General features: G+C 62.3%; 12 protein-coding genes. 3 read left to right on the forward strand and 9 right to left on the reverse strand.

The window, feature by feature from the left end:
• Window positions 1-24: 24 nt before the first annotated feature.
• From phaC (ACKLNA_RS15635) to ACKLNA_RS15675, 9 genes are all read right to left on the reverse strand, one after another.
• Window positions 25-1,707, reverse strand: coding sequence for a class II poly(R)-hydroxyalkanoic acid synthase (phaC, locus tag ACKLNA_RS15635; protein WP_408986359.1), 1,683 nt, complete (start codon window positions 1,705-1,707; stop codon window positions 25-27).
• Window positions 1,708-1,846: 139 nt separating this feature from the next.
• Window positions 1,847-2,701 (reverse strand): poly(3-hydroxyalkanoate) depolymerase, encoded by an 855-nt coding sequence (gene phaZ, locus ACKLNA_RS15640; RefSeq protein WP_408986360.1) that lies wholly within the window; start codon window positions 2,699-2,701, stop codon window positions 1,847-1,849.
• 140 nt (window positions 2,702-2,841) lie between these two features.
• Window positions 2,842-4,521, reverse strand: coding sequence for a class II poly(R)-hydroxyalkanoic acid synthase (gene phaC / locus ACKLNA_RS15645; protein WP_408986361.1), 1,680 nt, complete (start codon window positions 4,519-4,521; stop codon window positions 2,842-2,844).
• Window positions 4,522-4,778: 257 nt separating this feature from the next.
• A complete protein-coding gene (locus tag ACKLNA_RS15650; RefSeq protein ID WP_085711048.1) occupies window positions 4,779-5,156 on the reverse strand; it encodes a gamma-butyrobetaine hydroxylase-like domain-containing protein in 378 nt (125 codons plus the stop codon).
• 76 nt (window positions 5,157-5,232) lie between these two features.
• Window positions 5,233-6,570 carry an ATP-dependent protease ATPase subunit HslU gene (gene hslU, locus ACKLNA_RS15655; RefSeq protein WP_085711049.1) on the reverse strand — a complete coding sequence of 446 codons (1,338 nt, stop codon included), beginning with the start codon at window positions 6,568-6,570 and terminating at the stop codon, window positions 5,233-5,235.
• 54 nt (window positions 6,571-6,624) lie between these two features.
• Complete coding sequence (gene hslV, locus ACKLNA_RS15660) at window positions 6,625-7,155, reverse strand: ATP-dependent protease subunit HslV (protein ID WP_007968352.1); 531 nt, start codon at window positions 7,153-7,155, stop codon at window positions 6,625-6,627.
• 155 nt (window positions 7,156-7,310) lie between these two features.
• Window positions 7,311-8,027, reverse strand: coding sequence for an SPOR domain-containing protein (locus tag ACKLNA_RS15665; RefSeq protein ID WP_085711050.1), 717 nt, complete (start codon window positions 8,025-8,027; stop codon window positions 7,311-7,313).
• A gap of 1 nt (window position 8,028) precedes the next feature.
• Complete coding sequence (gene argS / locus ACKLNA_RS15670; RefSeq protein ID WP_408986362.1) at window positions 8,029-9,765, reverse strand: arginine--tRNA ligase; 1,737 nt, start codon at window positions 9,763-9,765, stop codon at window positions 8,029-8,031.
• A 142-nt stretch (window positions 9,766-9,907) separates the two neighbouring features.
• A complete protein-coding gene (locus ACKLNA_RS15675) occupies window positions 9,908-12,127 on the reverse strand; it encodes a primosomal protein N' (RefSeq protein WP_408986363.1) in 2,220 nt (739 codons plus the stop codon).
• Window positions 12,128-12,296: 169 nt separating this feature from the next.
• Between ACKLNA_RS15675 and rpmE the strand changes: the two genes are divergently transcribed.
• The 3 genes from rpmE to ACKLNA_RS15690 all read left to right on the forward strand — a co-directional run bounded on the left by rpmE (window position 12,297) and on the right by ACKLNA_RS15690 (window position 14,792).
• On the forward strand, window positions 12,297-12,515 hold the full coding sequence (rpmE, locus tag ACKLNA_RS15680; RefSeq protein ID WP_007952398.1) for a 50S ribosomal protein L31: 219 nt from the start codon (window positions 12,297-12,299) through the stop codon (window positions 12,513-12,515).
• Window positions 12,516-12,556: 41 nt separating this feature from the next.
• Complete coding sequence (locus ACKLNA_RS15685) at window positions 12,557-13,339, forward strand: thermonuclease family protein (RefSeq protein WP_408986364.1); 783 nt, start codon at window positions 12,557-12,559, stop codon at window positions 13,337-13,339.
• A 184-nt stretch (window positions 13,340-13,523) separates the two neighbouring features.
• The gene (locus ACKLNA_RS15690; protein ID WP_085711053.1) at window positions 13,524-14,792 is read left to right on the forward strand and encodes a malic enzyme-like NAD(P)-binding protein; all 1,269 of its coding nucleotides are present in this window, start codon (window positions 13,524-13,526) and stop codon (window positions 14,790-14,792) included.
• Window positions 14,793-15,009 lie beyond the last annotated feature (217 nt).

A 15,009-nucleotide genomic window follows, 5' to 3' on the forward strand; every position in this document is an offset into this window, starting at 1 on the left:
TTCTTAAAGGGCGGTTGGGGCCGGTCAGCGCACGCGCACGTAAGTGCCGGGCGCCGCCTCCATCGGTGGATAGTTCGCGTTGCCAAGGGCCATCTGGGTTTCGCGCAGGGTGCCGGAGCGCTGCTGGACCCAGTCCAGCCACTGCGGCCACCAGCTGCCGTCGACTTTTTTCGCGTCGTAGTACCAGGCGCGTGGGTCGCTGCTCATCTTGCCGTTTTCGACGTAGTTAGCCTTGGGGTTGCTCGGCGGGTTGAGAATGCTCTGGACGTGGCCGCTGTTGGACAGCACGAAGCGCCGCTCGCCACCCAGCAGCAGGGTCGAGCGATACACCGCGTCCCAGGGCGTGATGTGGTCGTTCATGCCGGCCACGCTGAAACTGTCGACCGTGACTTTCTGCAGGTCGATCGGTGTGCCGCAGACTTCCAGGCCGCCCGAATGAATCAGCGGGTTGTGCTTGAAGAAGTCCAGCAGGTCGCCATGAAACGCGGCGGGCAGACGGGTGCTGTCGTTGTTCCAGTAGAGGATGTCGAACGCCGGCGGCTCCTTGCCCAGCAGGTAGTTGTTGACGAAGTAGCTCCAGATCAGATCGTTGGGCCGCATCCAGGCGAACACCCTGGCCATGTCGCGACCGTCCAGCACGCCTTTCTGATAGGAGCGCCGCTTGGCCGCCTCGAGGGTCTGCTCATCGGCGAACAGCGTCGCCGGGGAGTCGATCTGACTGTCGAGCAGGCTCACCAGATAGGTCGCGCTGGAGACCCGCCGCAGCTGCCGCTTGGCCTGCAAGTGCCCCTGCAGCGCAGCGATGGTCAGCCCGCCGGCGCAGGCACCCATCAGGTTGACCTCGCGGGCGCCGGTGATGGCCCGGCAGATGTTCATCGCTTCTTCCACGGCCTCGACGTAGGTCGACAGGCCCCATTCGCGATGACGAACGTCCGGGTTGCGCCAACTGATCATGAAGGTCTGCAGGCTGTTCTTCAGGGCGTACTGGACGAAGCTGTTGCTCGGGCTCAGGTCGAAAATGTAGTACTTGTTGATTTGCGGCGGCACAACCAGCAGCGGTTTCGAATACTGCTTTTCGCTCATCGGCTTGTACTGGATCAGCTCGAGCAGTTCGTTGCGAAACACCACCGAACCGGTGGTGGTGGCGACCGTCTTGCCGACTTCGAAAGCCTGTTTGGTCACCTGACGCGGCAGGCCGTCGTTGTGCAGCAGGTCATCGAACAGATGGCTCAGCCCGCGCACCAGACTGTGGCCGCCGGAGTTGAACAGCTCCTTGATCGCCAGTGGATTGAGCAGCGTGTTGGAGGGCGCCACGGCGTCGTTGATCAGGGAAAAAGCGAAGTGCGCACGGGCGCGGTCGTCGTCGCTCATGCTGCTTTCGTCGATCCAGCTCTTCACCTGTTTCTGCCAGCTCAGATAGGCCTGCAGGCCCCGGCGGTAAAACGGGTTGAGACTCCAGGCCGGATCGGCGAACCGGCTGTCATTGGGGTTGGTCGGGTGCAGGGTTTCACCGAGCAGCACGCGTCCGAGCGCGCCACCGAGTTTCAACGCGTGCTTCGCGCTGTGAATGGGGTTGCGCAGACCATGGGCGGCTACGCTGCGCAACGTCGAAATCAGGTCGCGGCCTCGCAGGCCGGTCATTGCACTTTGTGCATTGATGAAAACGGCGGGACTGGGCACTACGCCCGTCGCGGGTTTGTCGCGCATGACTCAACACTCCTTCGTCTTCAGGTCAAAAACAAACACACCGAACCAGAACACCATAGACGCTGTTGCGGCTTGTTGCCTGCGCGGCGTCCTGCCACGCGTGTTGCAAGTAGCTGTCCAGAAAACCGGACCGGGCCGGTTATCTGCCCAGCGGTGTCGGGTGGGGGTGCATCACTGCGCGAAGGCGTTCCTCCTGGAGAAATTTCATGATGATCGGCGCCACGGCTTCGGCCCGGGTGATGAGGAACAGATGCCCGTCATCAATGATGTGCAATTGCGCGTTGGGGATGCGCCAGGCGAGCAGGCGCATGTTGATCAGCGGGATCAGCGGATCATCGTCGCCGGCCAGCACCAGGGTCGGCTGGTGGATCTTGTGCAGCCAGTGAATGCTGGTCCAGCCAAGACCCGCGAACAGCTGCCAGTAGTAGCCGAGCTTGCCCGCCGAACGCACCTTGGCCGCGTGACTGGCGGCGAGCGTCGGGTCGCGACGGAACGAGCCGCCGTAGATCATCGGGGCGATGCGGATCACATGGGACGGCTGGATGTAGCGACGCGGACTGGCCATCATCCACAGCACCTTCGGCTTGCCCGGCACCATCACCGCGCCTGCCGCCGTGGCGGCCAGTACCAGCTTCTTGCAGCGCTCGGGATAGTCATGGGCGAACTGCTGCGCCAGCGCGCCACCCCAGGACACACCGATCACATTGACCTGGCCGTAGTCGAGGTAATCGAGCATCCGTGCCGTGAGTTTGGCCAGGCCCGGAAAGCGATACGGCCGGCTCGGCGTCGAAGAACCACCGACACCGGGCACGTCGAAGGCGATCACTTCCAGGTCCGGATCCAGCGCCGCGACAAAAGGAAACACCAGCTCCAGGTTGGCGCCGATGCCGTTGAAAATCAGCAAGGGCGTCAAGTGAGGCTTGCCGGGGCGAACCGCCGTGCGGATGGTCTGGCCATCCAGCTCGACGGTACGGAAGATGAACGGTTGCGGCATGCTTCAGGGCCCTGTGGGTGAAATCTCTATCTCATCTTTAACTGTGGGAGCGAGCTTGCTCGCGAAAGCGGCGGATCAGTCGACTTCAATGTTGAATGTCAGTCCGCCTTCGCGAGCAAGCTCGCTCCCACAGATGTCGGTTACCGCTCGTGTACGTATGTGCCCGGCGAGGCTTCGCCTGCCGGGAACGCCTTGTTACCCAGCTTCGTCGGGGCCTTTTTCAGTTCGCCCGAACGCGCCGCCTGCCAGGCCTGCCAGTGCAGCCACCAGGAGTCGGCGTGCTTGGTCGAGTTTTCCTGCCAGTCATCGGCATTGGCGGTCATTTCGTCGCTGGTCATGTAGCGCGATTTCGGGTTGCCCGGCGGGTTCAGAATGCTCTGGATATGCCCGCTGCTGGACAGCACGAATTCCACCTTGCCGCCAAACAGCTGCGCCGACTTGTAGCAGGACTTCCACGGGGTGATGTGGTCGTTGGTGCCGGCCAGCGAGAAGATGTCGGCCGTGACCTTTTTGAGGTCGATCGGCGTACCGCACACTTCCAGTGCATCGGGGCGGGTCAGTGGATTGTTTTTGAACATCTCGATCAGGTCGCCGTGGAACGCCGCCGGCAACCGGGTGGTGTCGTTGTTCCAGAACAGGATGTCGAACACCGGCGGCTCGTTGCCCAGCAGGTAGTTGTTGACCCAGTAGTTCCAGATCAGGTCGTTGGGGCGCATCCAGGCGAAGACCTTGGCCATGTCTTTGCCTTCGAGCACGCCGGCCTGGTACGAATGACGCTTGGCCATCTCCAGGGTCTGCTCGTCGACGAACAGGGCGACGTCACTGTCCAGGGTGGTGTCGAGCACGCTGACCAGCAGGGTCAGGGCATTGACCTTGTTTTCGCCGGTGGCGGCGTAGTGGCCGAGCAGGGCGGTACAGGTGATGCCGCCGGAGCAGGCGCCCAGCATGTTGACGTCCTTGCTGCCGGTGATCGCGGTGACCACGTCGACGGCTTCCTTCAGGGCTTCGATGTAGGTCGAGAGGCCCCACTCGCGCTGTTCCTTGGTCGGGTTGCGCCAGCTGACGATAAAGGTCTGCACATTGTTGCGCAGGCAGAAGCGCGCCAGGCTCTTGTCCGGGCTCAGGTCAAATACGTAGAACTTGTTGATCTGCGGCGGCACTACCAGCAGCGGGCGCTCGTGTACTTGCTCGGTGATCGGCTTGTACTGGATCAGCTCCAGCACGTCGTTGCGAAACACCACCGCGCCTTCGCTCACGCCCAGGGTCTTGCCGACCTCGAAGGCGCCCATGTTGACCTGGCTCGGCATGCCGCCGTTGTGTACCAGATCCTTGGCCAGATGCGAGAGGCCGTCGAGCAGGCTCTTGCCGCCGGTTTCGAAGAAGCGTTTGACCGCCGCCGGGTTGGCCGCGGTGTTGGTCGGCGCCATGGCTTCGGTCATCAGGTTGATCACGAAGTGGCCGCGCGCGATGTCCTTGGGCGAGAGGCTGCTGTCGTCGATCCAGGCATGGAGTTCCTTGCGCCACGCCAGGTAGGTTTGCAGGTAACGTTTGTACAGCGGGTTCTGACTCCACGCCGGGTCGACAAAGCGACGGTCATCGCTTGCCGGTTGCAGTTCTGATTTGCCGAACAGCACGTTCTTCAGTTCGATGCCGAAATGAGTGACGTGTTTGACACTATGGATCGGTTGTTTGATGGCCTGGGTCAGCACCATTCGAGCAGAGGCCAGCAGATCCTTTCCGCGAAGCCCAACGACAGGATTCAGCCCCAGGGTGTTTTCCGAGGCTTGGTACTTCAAATCATCGTTATTCTTGTTACTCATCTACGACGCTCCATTGTCCTGAGACGAGTACCCGGTTTCTGCTGTGCAGTTCCACAGCCAATGCCAGGTACTACTGCTCGGGTGACCGTTGATTCTGCATAGCTGCTTTACAGTCGTAGAGCACTGCAGGGAACTTGCCAGCTCCATTGGTTACCCGAGTTTAATTTTTTTCGCAAGCAGCCGATCCCGGGCCGCTTCAGCGGAGCATTCAAACAGATGAATTTAGAAAATGCCCTCTAAACAGCCCGAGGCGCGGACTAGAGCATCAGCTTGACGACGGACTCGTCCGGGTCGCGGGTTTTGCCGGCGGCTTTGAGCTCGGCCAGATAATCCGCCCAGAGTGCGTCATAACGTCGCCCCAGTTCGTAGAGGTAATCCCAGGTGAACAGGCCGCTGTCATGACCGTCGTCGAAGGTCAGTTTCAGTGCGTACTGACCGGCCGGTTCTACCTTGGTCAGGCCGACGTGCAGCTTGCCGAATTGCAGGATCGGTTTGCCGTGGCCCTGGACCTCGGCGGAGGGGGAGTGCACGCGCAGGAACTCGGCGGGCAGGGTGTATTCCTCGCCGGACGCGTATTTGAGCGACAGGGTTTTCGAGGCTTTGTGCAGTTTGATGTCGGTGGGGAGTTGGGTCATCGCCGGCGTTCCGTCAGGTGAAAAAAATTGTGGGAGCCGATGGCTCCCACAGTTTCACGACCACTGTAAGTATGGCTTACAGGATATAACGGGACAGGTCTTCGTTCTGCGCCAATTCACCCAGGTGGCTGTTGACGTACTCGGCGTCGATCAGGATCGCCTTGTCGTCGTGGGCGCTGGCCAGATCACCGGCACTGAACGACACCTCTTCCAGCAGACGCTCGAGCAGCGTGTGCAGGCGACGGGCACCGATGTTCTCGGTCTTCTCGTTGACCTGCCAGGCGATCTCCGCCAGACGCTTGATGCCTTCAGGCTGGAACTGGATGTTCAGGCCTTCGGTCTTCAGCAGCGCGCAGTACTGCTCGGTGAGCGAGGCGTGCGGTTCGCTGAGGATGCGCTCGAAGTCTTCCGGGCTCAGGGCCTTGAGTTCGACGCGGATCGGCAGACGTCCTTGCAGCTCCGGCACCAGGTCGCTCGGCTTGCTCAGGTGGAACGCACCGGAGGCGATGAACAGGATGTGGTCGGTCTTGACCATGCCCAGCTTGGTGTTGACGGTGCAGCCTTCGATCAGCGGCAGCAGGTCACGCTGTACGCCTTCGCGGGAGACATCGGCGCCGCCGACATTGCCGCGTTTGGCGACCTTGTCGATTTCGTCGATGAACACGATGCCGTGCTGCTCGACCGCTTCCAGGGCCTTGGCCTTCAACTCTTCTTCGTTGACCAGGCGACCGGCTTCTTCATCGCGCACCAGTTTCAGCGCTTCCTTGACCTTGAGCTTGCGGGCCTTCTTCTTGCCCTTGCCCATGTTGGCGAACAGGGACTGCAGCTGGTTGGTCATTTCTTCCATGCCCGGCGGCGTGGCGATCTCGATGCCGGCCATTTCGGCGACTTCGATCTCGATTTCCTTGTCGTCCAGCTGACCTTCGCGCAGGCGCTTGCGGAACAGCTGGCGAGTGTTGGAATCCTGGGTCGGCGCGTCTTCGTTGCCGAAGCCCATGCGTGCCGGCGGCAGCAGGGCGTCGAGGATGCGGTCCTCGGCGGCGTCTTCGGCGCGGTGGCGCACGCGGGTCATTTCCTGCTCGCGCAGCATCTTGATCGCGGCATCGGCCAGATCACGGATGATCGATTCGACGTCACGGCCGACGTAGCCGACTTCAGTGAACTTGGTCGCTTCGACCTTGATGAACGGCGCGTTGGCCAGCTTGGCCAGGCGACGGGCGATCTCGGTTTTACCGACACCGGTCGGGCCGATCATCAGAATGTTCTTCGGGGTCACTTCAACGCGCAGCTCTTCAGGCAGCTGCATGCGGCGCCAGCGGTTGCGCAGGGCAATCGCGACGGCGCGCTTGGCATCGTCCTGGCCGATGATATGGCGGTTGAGTTCGTGGACGATTTCGCGGGGAGTCATGGACATAATAATTGACGGTCCTCAAGCAGAAACAAGCCGTGGCACAGGGGCGCGTCAGGCTTATTCAGCGAGATCCTGCTCCTCAATGGTCTGGGTGTGGTTGGTGAATACACAGATGTCGCCGGCGATGCCGAGAGCGGTCTCGACGATTTCGCGGGCCGACAGGTCGGTCTTCTTCAGCAGGGCGCTGGCGGCGGCTTGCGCATAGGCGCCACCGGAACCCATGGCGATCAGGCCGTCTTCGGGTTCGACCACGTCACCGTTGCCGGTGATGATCAGGGAGGCGTCCTTGTTGGCGACCGCGAGCATCGCTTCGAGGCGGCTCAGGGAGCGGTCGGTGCGCCATTCTTTTGCAAGTTCGACGGCGGCGCGGATCAGGTGGCCCTGATGTTTCTCGAGCTGGCCTTCGAAACGTTCGAACAGGGTAAAGGCGTCGGCGGTGGCACCGGCGAAACCGGCGATGACCTGGCCGTGGTACAGGCGACGAACTTTCTTCGCGTTGCCTTTCATCACGGTGTTGCCGAGAGAAACCTGGCCGTCGCCGCCCATGACGACTTTGCCGTGGCGGCGGACTGAAACGATGGTGGTCAAGGGAAGAGTCTCCACACTGCGGGGCGAAAATGCCTTATGCCCATTCATATGGGGGTGGTGGAGAGGATTTCAACTGCGGGGAGGGAGAGGGGACGAGCGGTGGTGTTGCGCTGATCCTCCCCACGCAGCGCGCGGGAAGGATCATTCAGGGGGAATCAGCGGCTCTGGCGTTGTTGTAACAACAGGTTGCTGAACCCTGCGCCCGCCAGTTGTTTCTGGGCGGTGGTCAGTTGTTCGCGGTTGCTGAACGGGCCGACCAGTACGCGATACCAGGTTTCATCCTTCACCGTCCCGGATTCAACCGCGACCGCTTGGCCGAGCAGAATGATCTGCGCGCGGACCTTGTCGGCATCTGTCTGCTTGCGGAACGAGCCGGCCTGAAGGAAGAACTTGGTCACTGGCGCAGCCTTGGTCACCGGAGGCGCTGGCGGCGGGGTGATCCCGGCCAGTGCAGCCTGGGCGCGCGCCGTGTCGATCTTCGCCGCTTCCGCCGGGGTGACCGGCGTAGTCGGGATCGCCGGCACCTGTGGCGTCGGCAGGGTTTTCTCCGGCACGGCGTCAGGCGGCACGATCACTTCCGATTCCGGCAGCAAGGTGTAGAAGTCGTACTTCGGCTTCACCGGTTGCGTCGGGCTCGGCGGGGTCTTGTTGGCCTCGGCGATCTTGGTGGCTTTCTGTTGTTGCTGTTGCTCGACCTTCTCGCGCTTGACCGTGTCGCTGCCCTTGCCCGGCTCCAGTTTCATCAGGAACACGATGAACGCACCGACCGTCAGGCCGATGGCCATCCACAGCCAGCCCGGAATCGGCTGCTTCGCTGGAGCTTGGTAACGGCTGGCGCCACGCTTGGGTGCAGGTTTTTTCTTGGCAGCCAACTTACATACGCTCCAGGGTTTCCAGGCCGAGCAGTTCCAGGCCTTGCTTGAGGGTACGGCCGGTCAGCGCGGCAAGGCGCAGACGGCTTTGCATTTGTGCCGGGGTCTCGGCGGCGAGGATCGGGCAGTTCTCGTAGAAGCTGGAGAACAGGCCGGCCACGTCGTACAGGTAGGTGCACAGGGTGTGCGGCGTGCCCTTTTCCGCGACGTTGTTCAGCACTTCACCGAACTGCGCCAGTTTGGCCGCCAGTTCCTGTTCGTGCGCGGCTTCGAGGACGATCTGGCCGTCGACTTCGCTGAAATCCTTGCCCAGTTTGCGGAATACGCCGGCCACGCGAGTGTAGGCGTACAGCAGGTATGGCGCGGTGTTGCCTTCGAAGTTGAGCATCAGGTCGAAGTTGAAGCTGTAGTCGCTGGTGCGGTGCTTCGACAGGTCGGCGTACTTCACCGCGCCGATGCCGACTACTTTGGCGATGGCGCGCAGTTCGTCTTCAGCAAGCTCAGGGTTCTTTTCCTTCACCAGGCTGTAGGCACGTTCTTGCGCTTCGGTCAGCAGATCGATCAGCTTCACGGTGCCGCCGTCACGGGTCTTGAACGGACGGCCGTCGGCGCCGTTCATGGTGCCGAAGCCCATGTGCTCCATTTCCATCGGATGGGTCACAAAACCGGCCTTGCGCGCCACGGCGAACACTTGCTGGAAGTGCAGGGCCTGACGCTGGTCGACGAAGTACAGCGCACGGTCGGCCTTCAGTTTGCCGCTGCGGTAGCGCACGGCGGCCAGGTCGGTAGTCGCGTACAGGTAGCCGCCGTCAGCCTTGACGATGATCACCGGCAGCGGTTCGCCTTCGGCGTTCTTGAATTCGTCGAGGAACACGCACTGGGCGCCGTTGCTTTCGACCAGCATGCCGGCGGCTTTCAGGTCGTTGACCACGTTGATCAGGTCGTCGTTATAGGCGCTTTCGCCCATCACGTCGGCCATGGTCAGTTTGACGTTAAGCAGTTCGTAGATCTTCTGGCAGTGCGACAGCGAGATGTCCTTGAACTTGGTCCACAGCGCCAGGCATTCGGCATCGCCGGCCTGCAGCTTGACCACCAGGCCACGGGCGCGATCGGCGAACTCCGGGGATTCGTCGAAGCGCTGCTTGGCGGCGCGGTAGAAGTTTTCCAGGTCCGACAGTTCGTCGCTGGTGATCGGGTTTTCCTGCAGATACGCCATCAGCATGCCGAACTGGGTGCCCCAGTCGCCGACGTGGTTCTGACGGATCACGGTATCGCCGAGGAATTCGAGCACACGGGCCACGCCGTCGCCGATGATGGTCGAGCGCAAGTGGCCGACGTGCATCTCTTTAGCCAGGTTCGGCGCCGACAGGTCGACCACGGTGCGTTGCGCCGGGCCGGCCTTGCGCACGCCAACGTGAGCGTCAGCCAGGGCGGCGTCGAGGCGCGAGGCCAGCGCTTGGGTGTTCTGGAAGAAGTTGATGAAGCCGGGGCCGGCGATTTCGGCCTTGGTGACGTTCTCGTCGGCCGGCAGGGCGGCGATGATTTTTTCTGCCAGGTCGCGCGGCTTCATGCCCGCAGGCTTGGCCAGCATCATCGCGATGTTGCTGGCGAAATCGCCGTGGGTCTTGTCCCGGGCGTTTTCCACCTGGATCGCCGGCGTCAGGCCTTCAGGCAACACACCTTCGTTGACGAGTTGGGTGAGGGCTTGTTGGATCAGCTGGCGAATGGTGTCTTTCATGGTCTTCTCTTTCGACCGCAAGCGCGGCGGCGCATCGATGCGCGGGTGGAAAAACTGGGCATTATCCGTTGCGAAGACGGGCTTGCCAACCTTAGCAGGCAGGATGTGGATGTGTGGTGATAATTCGAGCGGTTTTGCCCGGTCAGTACAGATCCACCGGATCGACATCCAGCGACCAGCGCACCGCCCGGCCGCTCGGCATCTGTTCCAGCACCAGCAGCCAGCTCGCCAGCAACCGGTGCAGTGGCGCCCGGGCCGTGGCCTGCAACAGCAGCTGCGCGCGGAAACGCCCGGCGCGGCGCTCCATCGGCGCCGGCACCGGCCCCAGCAGTTCAATGCCGCTCAGGTTTTGTTCGGCCAGCAAACGCTCGGCCTCGCTGCACGCTTCATCGAGAAAACCTTCGGCCTGCCCCGGCTTGTGCGCCTCGGCGCGCAGCAGGGCGAGGTGGGCGAACGGCGGCAGACCGGCGGCGCGGCGTTCGCTCAGGGCCTGCTCGGCGAAGGCGAAGTAACCCTGTTCGGTCAGTTGCACCAATAAAGGATGGTCGGCCAGGTGGGTCTGGATGATCACCTTGCCCGGCTCCTCCGCCCGCCCGGCGCGCCCGGCAACCTGCACGATCAACTGCGCCATGCGCTCGCTGGCGCGGAAGTCGCCGGAGAACAGTCCGCCGTCGGCATCGAGGATCGAGACCAGGGTGACCCGGGGAAAGTGGTGCCCCTTGGCCAGCATCTGGGTGCCGACCAGAATGCACGGCTGACCTTTCTGGATCGTGGCGAACAACTGGTTCATCGCATCTTTGCGCGACGTGCTGTCGCGATCGACGCGCAGCACCGGATAGTCCGGGAACAGAATCGCCAGCCGTTCCTCGGCCCGTTCGGTGCCAGCGCCCACCGGCCGCAGATCGACCTTGTTGCACTTCGGGCACTGGCGCGGCACGCGCTCGACGTAACCGCAGTGGTGGCAGCGCAACTCGCCATAGCGCTGGTGCACGGTCATCCGCGCATCGCAGCGCTGGCACTCGGACATCCAGCCGCAGTCGTGGCACAGCAGGGTCGGGGCAAACCCCCGGCGGTTGAGGAACACCAGCACCTGCTGGCCGGCGGCGAGGGTCTGGCCGATGGCTTGCTGCATCGGCCCGGAAATGCCGCTGTCCAGTGGACGGCTTTTCACATCCAGGCGCAGGAACCGTGGCTGTTTGGCGCCGCCGGCCCGTTCGTTCAGGCGCAGGAGTCCGTACCGGCCGGTGTAGGCGTTGTGCAGGCTTTCCAGTGATGGCGTCGCGGAGCCGAGCACGATCGGGATGTTTTCCTGCCGTGCGCGCACCAGTGCCAGATCCCGCGCGTGGTAGCGCAGGCCTTCCTGCTGTTTATAGGAGCCGTCGTGTTCTTCGTCGATGATGATCAGCCCCGGATTTTTCATCGGGGTGAACAGCGCCGAGCGGGTGCCGATAATAATGTCGGCTTCGCCATCGCGGGCGGCGAGCCAGGCATCGAGGCGATCGCGGTCGTTGACCGCCGAGTGCAGCAGGGCGATGCGCGCATTGAAACGTTGTTCGAAGCGGGCCAGGGTCTGCGGGCCGAGGTTGATCTCCGGGATCAGCACCAGCGCCTGTTTGCCGGCTTCGAGGGTTTCGCGGATCAACTGCAAATAGACTTCGGTCTTGCCGCTGCCGGTGACCCCGGCCAGCAGGAACGCGTGATAACTGTCGAACCCGGCGCGAATCGCTTCATAGGCGGCACGCTGCTCGCTGTTGAGCGGCAGCTCGGGCTGGGCCAGCCAGTGCTCGTGACGTATGCCGGGGGCGTGGCGGCGCACTTCGACCTGCACCAGATCCTTGGCCAGCAGCAGATCGAGGCTGTCCTTGCTCAGCATCAGTTTGCTCAGCAACTGATGGGCGACGCCGTGGGGATGCTGGGCCAGCGTTGCCAGGGCTTCTCGCTGGCGCGGGGCGCGGGCGATGCGCGGGTCATCGAGGCTGGCGCCGGGGGCAGCGGACCAGAAGCGCTCCTGTCGCGCCTCAGCCAATTCGCCCTGACGCAGCAGCACCGGCAGTGCCCAGCTCAAGGTGTCGCCAAGACTGTGCTGATAATACTGGGCAGTCCACAGGCACAGCTTGAACAGCGCGGGTGGCAGCGGTGCGGTAGCGTCGAGCAGGGCCAGCGCCGGTTTGAGCTTCTCCACCGGTACTTCGCTGGTGTCAGTGACTTCCACCAGAATCCCGATCATCTCCCGCCGACCGAACGGCACCCGCAGGCGCATGCCCGGTTGCAACTGCGCACGCAGCACGCCGGCCGGGGCCCGATAGTCGAACAGGCGGCGCAGGGGCGAAGGCAGGGCGAGGCGCAGAATGGCGTCGGGCACGCGGGGGGATCTCAATGGGCGGGTGGGTAAAGAAGGGCCGGAGCCTAGCAGACGGTCGGTCTCAGTGACAGCTTGCGTGATCGGGATTGTCTGGTAGAATCCGCGGCCTAATTACGTGCGGTATTCAACAATCGTGTTGGATGGCGGCACGCCAGCTGAGGAAAACACCATGAAAGCCGATATCCACCCGAATTACCCAGAAGTTGCAGTAACTTGCAGCTGCGGCAACAAGTTCGAAACCCGTTCGACCTTCGGCAAAGCCCTGGCGATCGACGTTTGCAACGAGTGCCACCCGTTCTACACCGGTAAGCAGAAGACTCTGGACACCGGTGGTCGCGTTCAGAAGTTCGCCGACCGTTTCGGTGCTTTCGGCGCGAAAAAGGCCTAAGGCCTCTCATTCTGGAAAACCTCAGCGGCTTTTCCGGTCTGATGAAAAAGGCGTCCCTTGTGGGCGCCTTTTTTGTGTCCGTGATTTGGCTGTCCGGCGCCCAGGCGTTCTGCCCGAAGCCCTCGGGGCTGTCGAGCGTGGTGGTGCAGCGGGTTGTCGATGGCGACACGGTGCGCCTGAGTGACGGCCGCAGCGTACGCCTGATCGGCCTCAACACGCCCGAGCTGGGCAAGCAGGGGCGCAGCGACGAACCGTTTGCCGTGGCGGCGCGCAAACGCCTGGAAGCCTTGGTGGCCGACAGTGGCGGTCGGGTCGGTTTGCGCCTTGGCGCGCAAGCAAAAGACCATTACGGGCGTACGCTCGCCCATCTCTACAGCGTCAGCGGCGCCAGTCTCGAAGCGCAAATGCTCGCCGATGGCCTTGGATTCCAGGTCGCAGTGGCACCGAATGTCGATCTTGTCGATTGTCAGCAAGCCGCCGAACGCAGCGCGCGGCAGGCCGGGCTTGGCTTGTGGAAGCGCTCGCCTGTACTGAAAGCGGAGCAGATCGAACGCTCGGGTTTCGCCATCGTCAGCGGGCGTGTGAGCAAGGTTCAGCGCAATCGTGGCGGAATCTGGATCGAGTTGCAGGACAAGCTTGTACTGCGTGTTGCACCCAATCTGCTGGAGCGCTTCGCTGGCAGTTCCCTGCAAGCGCTGAAGGGCAGGCAGATCGAGGCCCGGGGCTGGGTGGTCGACCGTTCCCGGCGGGGCGGATTGAAACCCGGTCAGGCTCGCTGGCTGTTGCCGCTGACCGACCCTTCGATGTTGCAATCGTCCCGCTGAAGAAAAAGTTGTAGACATTTTTTCTGTCGATTGTGAACAGTCTAACCCTTGTGCGCCGTGGCTCTTGGCCCAAAGTCGTAGGGCAGGGCGCTTGACAGGGGTGACCGGGCAGTCTTGTGGGGACTTTGCGAGGCGCGTATCCTCGCTGACCAGTCTGTCCAACAGTAAAAAGCGGAATGCCAAAATGTCTGATCTGAAAACTGCCGCTCTCGAATATCACGCCAATCCTCGTCCAGGAAAGCTGAGTGTCGAGCTCACCAAGGCCACTGCTACCGCCCGCGACCTGTCGCTGGCCTACAGCCCCGGCGTAGCTGAACCAGTGCGCGAGATCGCCCGCGATCCTGAACTGGCCTACAAGTACACCGGCAAGGGCAACCTGGTTGCAGTCATTTCCGATGGCACCGCGATTCTGGGCCTGGGTAACCTCGGCCCACTGGCTTCCAAGCCAGTGATGGAAGGTAAAGGCGTGCTGTTCAAGCGCTTCGCCGGCATCGACGTCTTCGACATCGAAGTCGACTCCGAAAGCCCGCAAGCTTTCATCGACACCGTAAAACGCATCTCCATCACCTTTGGTGGCATCAACCTGGAAGACATCAAGGCGCCTGAGTGCTTTGAGATCGAACGCGCTCTGATCGAGCAGTGCGACATTCCGGTATTCCACGATGACCAGCACGGCACCGCGATCGTGACCGCTGCGGGCATGATCAACGCCCTGGAAATCGCTGGCAAAACCCTCGGCGAAGCCAAGATCGTCTGCCTGGGCGCCGGCGCTGCCGCTATCTCCTGCATGAAACTGCTGGTGAGCATGGGCGCCAAGGTCGAGAACATCTTCATGATCGACCGTACCGGCGTGATCCACGCTGGCCGCGACGACCTGAACCAGTACAAGGCCGTGTTCGCCCACGCTACCGAGAAGCGCACCCTGGACGACGCCATCGAAGGCGCTGACGTATTCGTCGGCCTGTCGGGCCCGAACCTGCTGAGCGCCGAGCAACTGAAGCGCATGGCGGCCAACCCGATCGTCTTCGCCTGCTCCAACCCGGATCCGGAAATCTCCCCGGAACTGGCTCACGCCACCCGCAACGACGTGATCATGGCCACTGGCCGTTCGGACTACCCGAACCAGGTCAACAACGTACTGGGCTTCCCGTTCATCTTCCGCGGTGCCCTGGACGTTCGCGCCAAGCGCATCAACGAAGAAATGAAGATCGCTGCCGCCAACGCCCTGCGCGAGCTGGCCAAGCTGCCGGTTCCTCAGGAAGTCTGCGACGCCTACGGCGGTATCTCCCTGGAATTCGGTCGTGAGTACATCATTCCGAAGCCAATGGACAAGCGCCTGATCACCGTGATCTCCGACGCCGTGGCCAAGGCTGCGATCGAGACCGGCGTAGCGACCCTGCCGTATCCGAAGAACTACCCGCTGAAAAGCGTGGATGACGTGTTCAACGGCTAAGTCGTTGTAGCGCTTCGTGAAGAGCCCCGTTTTTTAAGCGGGGTTTTTTTTGGTCGTGAAAATGCGTTCCAGCTTCAAGGGCGGCCCTCACCCTAACCCTCTCCCAGGGGGAGAGGGGACTGATCGTGGGATGCTTGAGAGATACGCCGACGTGAAGGTCTTGCTGTGAATCCATAATCGACTCGGTTATTCAGGTCGACGTACAGCGCCAGACACC

The sequence above is a fragment of the Pseudomonas sp. UV AK001 genome (assembly GCF_046097675.1).
In the GTDB taxonomy this organism is placed as follows: Bacteria; Pseudomonadota; Gammaproteobacteria; order Pseudomonadales; family Pseudomonadaceae; genus Aquipseudomonas; species Aquipseudomonas kribbensis.